This window comes from uncultured Wocania sp. (genome assembly GCF_964021735.1).
Classification (GTDB): Bacteria; Bacteroidota; Bacteroidia; order Flavobacteriales; family Flavobacteriaceae; genus Wocania_A.
Map to the genome: position 1 here is coordinate 1 of NZ_CAXIBN010000217.1, position 4,591 is coordinate 4,591.

Annotated in this window: 6 protein-coding genes; 1 reads left to right on the forward strand and 5 read right to left on the reverse strand. The window is 32.1% G+C overall.

Going from position 1 to position 4,591, the window contains the following annotated elements:
• From AADI82_RS13820 to AADI82_RS13840, 5 genes are all read right to left on the reverse strand, one after another.
• On the reverse strand, nt 1-743 hold a 743-nt coding region (locus AADI82_RS13820; protein WP_341217014.1), incomplete at its 3' end, for a GTP-binding protein.
• A gap of 151 nt (nt 744-894) precedes the next feature.
• Nucleotides 895-1,800, reverse strand: coding sequence for a sulfate adenylyltransferase subunit CysD (gene cysD / locus AADI82_RS13825; protein ID WP_341217015.1), 906 nt, complete (start codon nt 1,798-1,800; stop codon nt 895-897).
• A gap of 88 nt (nt 1,801-1,888) precedes the next feature.
• Entirely contained in the window at nt 1,889-2,524 is a 636-nt protein-coding gene (locus AADI82_RS13830) for a phosphoadenosine phosphosulfate reductase family protein (RefSeq protein ID WP_341217016.1), read from the reverse strand.
• Nucleotides 2,512-2,811 carry a DUF2061 domain-containing protein gene (locus tag AADI82_RS13835; protein ID WP_341217017.1) on the reverse strand — a complete coding sequence of 100 codons (300 nt, stop codon included), beginning with the start codon at nt 2,809-2,811 and terminating at the stop codon, nt 2,512-2,514. The genes AADI82_RS13830 and AADI82_RS13835 overlap by 13 nt, the downstream gene beginning before the upstream one ends.
• A gap of 169 nt (nt 2,812-2,980) precedes the next feature.
• On the reverse strand, nt 2,981-3,394 hold the full coding sequence (locus AADI82_RS13840; RefSeq protein ID WP_341217018.1) for an Rrf2 family transcriptional regulator: 414 nt from the start codon (nt 3,392-3,394) through the stop codon (nt 2,981-2,983).
• Nucleotides 3,395-3,494: 100 nt separating this feature from the next.
• On the opposite strand from AADI82_RS13840, the gene AADI82_RS13845 reads away from it, so the two are divergent.
• Nucleotides 3,495-4,517 carry a DUF2268 domain-containing putative Zn-dependent protease gene (locus tag AADI82_RS13845; protein WP_341217019.1) on the forward strand — a complete coding sequence of 341 codons (1,023 nt, stop codon included), beginning with the start codon at nt 3,495-3,497 and terminating at the stop codon, nt 4,515-4,517.
• Nucleotides 4,518-4,591 lie beyond the last annotated feature (74 nt).

Genomic DNA, 4,591 nt, shown 5'->3' on the forward strand with positions numbered 1-4,591 from the left:
CCATATACTTTTCCTGCATAACCTCTAAAATCATGAAAATCTTCAGTTTTTGGACGAATTACATATTGCACTGGGAAACGTGGTGTACCTATATTAAATATATCGGCTTTATCTAATTGTTCTAAATGTTCTAATAAGGATTCTCCTTTATACCAAGACATTTTATCAGATTTATTTACAACATTATCACCCTTTAATGCACTAACTGGAATGAATGTTATTTTTTGATCTTGATAATCTCTTTTACTCATCAATTCCGAAAAATCTGCTTTAATTTTATTGTATGTTTCTTCTGAATAATCAACCAAATCCATTTTATTAATGGCAACTACAACATCTTTAATTCGAAGTAAATTATTGATAAAAAAATGACGGTTTGTTTGCTCAATTACACCTTTTCTAGCATCAATTAAGATGATAGATGCTTGAGAAGTCGATGCTCCTGTAACCATGTTTCTAGTATATTCTACATGCCCTGGCGTATCTGCAATAATGTAGCTTTTCTTCGCAGTTGAAAAATAGATATGAGCCACATCAATAGTAATCCCTTGTTCTCTTTCGGCAACTAAACCATCTGTAGCTAAAGAAAAATCTAAATAATCATAGCCTCTTTGTTTACTGGTTTTCTCAATAGCTTCTAACTTATCAGTCGTTAATGATTTTGTATCATAAAGAATACGACCTATTAAGGTGCTCTTTCCGTCATCTACACTTCCTGCTGTTGCAATTTTTAATACTTCCATAAGCCTTTCCCCAACCCTCTCCAAAGGAGAGGGAGTTTATTCGGGTTATATTTTAAAATTTATTTTATTTTTATAAGTTCAGTAACCTTACAGGGTTATATACGTTTTTTTACAAATTTGCTAGTTCCCCCTTTGGGGGCTAGGGGGCTTTCTAGAAATACCCTTGTTGTTTGCGTTTCTCCATGGCAGCTTCAGAGCGCTTATCATCAATACGCGCACCACGTTCTGAAATTGTAGAATCTCTAATTTCTTCTACAACTTTTGTAATAGATACAGCATCTGATAATACCGCTGCTGTACAACTCATATCTCCAACCGTTCTAAAACGCACCATTTTTTCTAATACTTCTTCGTTATCATCTCTATAAACGATACCGTCTTCAGCAGACCAAATCATGCCATCTCTTAAGAATACTTTACGCTTGTGAGCAAAATAGATTGATGGAATTTCAATATTTTCTCTTTCTATATAAGACCAAACATCTAATTCTGTCCAGTTTGAAATAGGGAATACACGCACGTTTTGTCCATGCTCAATCTCGCCATTCAACATATCAAACAATTCTGGTCGTTGGTTTTTTTCGTCCCATTGACCAAAATCATCACGAACAGAAAAAATGCGTTCTTTAGCTCTTGCTTTTTCTTCATCACGACGCGCACCACCAATACAAGCATCAAATTTGAATTCTTCAATAGCATCTAAAAGCGTTGTAGTTTGTAACATGTTTCTACTTGCGTAACGTCCAGACTCTTCCTTAACTTTGCCTTCATCTATAGAATCTTGTACATTTCTAACAATCAATTCTAAACCTAATTCTTTAACCAATCGGTCTCTAAACTCAATAGTTTCTGGAAAGTTATGCCCTGTGTCAATGTGCATTAATGGGAATGGTACTTTTGCTGGATAAAATGCTTTTACAGCAAGCCTTACCAAGGTAATGGAATCTTTTCCTCCTGAAAATAACAACACTGGTTTTTCAAATTGTGCTGCTACTTCTCTCATTATATAAATAGCTTCGTTTTCAAGCGAATTTATATGCGATGTGTTTTTTTTCATTCTTATAATTTTTCCATTTGCCACGAATTCACAAATGCTTTTCTTAATATATATTTGTGTTTACTGCAACTGCAAACCGCTTACTCAATTAAGCATGCAATCCACACTCTCTATTTTCTAATGCTTTTGTTGGATCGAAATATTTAAACTCGTTTGGCAAATTGTTGTTGCTTAAATAGGTGTCTAATTTTTCATCAGACCAATAGTAAAACGGACTCACCTTTAAAATTCCATCTTTGCTTAAACTAAAAATACCAATGCTATTTCTAAATGCGGTTTGACCTTGACGTAAGTTTGTAAACCACACTTGTGGTTTATGTTCGTCCATAGCGCGCTTAAAAGGCTCTAACTTTACTTGCTCTGTAAATAACGCATGCTTTGGTGAATCAATACTAGGTATCCCCATAACCACATCACGATGCGCCGATGTTTGTTTTGGCACATATAAAAACACGTTTAAACCTAAATCAGAAATAACTTGTTCTGCATGCTTATAAGTTTGTGGTGTATTGTATCCAGTATCGCACCAAACTACTGGAATTTGAGATTCAACCTTACTTACAGCATGCAATATAGCTGCTTCATAAGGCCTAAAATTGGTAGTTACTACTGCTTCTGTACTAAGCTCTAAAGCCTTTTTAATAATTTTGGCAGGCGCAGCACTTTTATACTGTTCGTTTAAAACTTCTATTTGATTTTCATCTATCATAATTACTTTCCCCATTTTATATTATTCCAAGCACGTTCGTGAAAGAAATACAATGCCATTTTTGATATAAATTCTACTGAAGCAATTGTAATTGCGGTAGTAGCTTCTCCTGTAATAAACCATGATAAAGCAAGCGTATCTAATGTTCCTATTATTCTCCAACTAATCGTTTTTGCTAGACTGCGCTTTATTTTTTCTTGTGATTTCTCATTTTCTTTAGACACTTGTTTTCCTGACGGGTCGTTAATATCTATCACTTTCACATCCTTATTGTTTCTATTTAAAACGGCATCAATAATCATCTTAGTTTAATTTTTAATATTAATCCTATAGATTTACTAGGAATTACAAATGTAATACTTTTTATAACACTACAAATGGTATTAACAATTTTTTAGAATAATGGAATATTTATAGGATAAACGGAAGGAAAAACTAATAAATATTATAAATTTTGTGATATTCTCAATGCTATTTCCCAGATAAATCTGCTAAAGTGGTATTTCTAAATACTTGAAGTGTGTTATCGCGTACTTGAATCATGAGTTTATTAACACTACACTTTTCTTCATCGGGACAGTCATCACACTTTTCGTAAAAGTTTAAACTTACACATGGTACCATAGCAATTGGCCCCTCAAGAACCCGCATCACATCGGTCATTTTAATTTCAGTTGGTTCTTGTCGTAAATAATACCCTCCGTGTTTTCCTTTTTTTGAACCTAAAACACCAGATTTTCTAAGAGTAAGTAAAATACTTTCCAAAAATTTTTGAGGTATGTTTTCACTTTCAGCAATTTCGCCAACTGGCACAGGCAAATCGCCTTTACTTCTAGCAATATAAGTGAGTGCTTTTAAACCGTATTTTGTTTTTTTAGATAGCATGGTGCTAATATAGGTATTTTAGGAAAAGTTTCAATTTATGTAAAAAAAAATAGCGAATAATTAGTAGTTTAGTATGTATTAACTAAAGTAGTTATAGATTATGAAAAAAAACTTATTATTTATTTTAACTTTAAGTATAGTCGTTGTTATTAGTTGTAAAAATAAAGTTGAATCAGAACAATTTTCAGCAACTCATATTCTCGAAAAATACCCAGATAGTATCAAAATTGGTGGTATGACTTTTAACTATGGCTTTAAAAATCAAATTTTAGCACACAATAATGGAAAATATGATTCAACTTTGATTGTAGAAAAATTTTATAAACCCAATCAATATTTATTTGATTCCTGTTTCAATTTTTTTCCAAACAAGATTTACTCTTTAAATGAAGTTAAGAAATGGAACAAAACATATTTGAAAGATTTTGACTCTATTGTTTGGAAACAAGTTAACTTTTTAATGAAGCAAAATATTGATAGCCTATTTCGCAAACACTTAAACGCTGTACAAAAAATAACAGGAATAAAGGGTAATGCAAAATTTCTAGCTTATTTCCCTCCAAAAAATCAAGGAATATCTGGCGGTTGTAATTCACAATCAATGGCATTTGATTTGATGTTCAAGATTGAAGACGACAACTATCTCAAGCGTGTGATTCCACATGAAATTGAACATACAATTTATGAAAATATGGTAGGTAAAGACCCTTACTTTCAAACTGGCATAGGAGTTACACTTGATGAAGGATTAGCCACTTATTTTGAACACAAATATTTAAAAATACCCAGAGATGAAATGATTGGCTCAAAAGATGATTTTGAATGGTTTATTGAAAACGAACAAAGAATATTTGAAAAACTCGAACCTTTCTTTTTTAAAGGATCAGATAATGCTTGCACCCTACTCTATCATTTTGATAGATCTAGTGATTGTGAACCCATATTCCCAAATATTCCGAATAAAATTATAGAAAAAAATCTTGGATATATTTTAGGATTTAGAATCATTGAACATTATGAAAAAGTAAATGGCTTAGATTCTTGGAAAGATATATACAAAATGTCACCCAAAGAGTTTTATCTAAAAAGTAAATACCAAAAATATATTCAAAATTTTAAGTAGACTACTCTATTAATATTATCCCAAAGCCTGCTCCAAATCCGCAATAATATCATCTGCATGTTCTAAGCCAACAG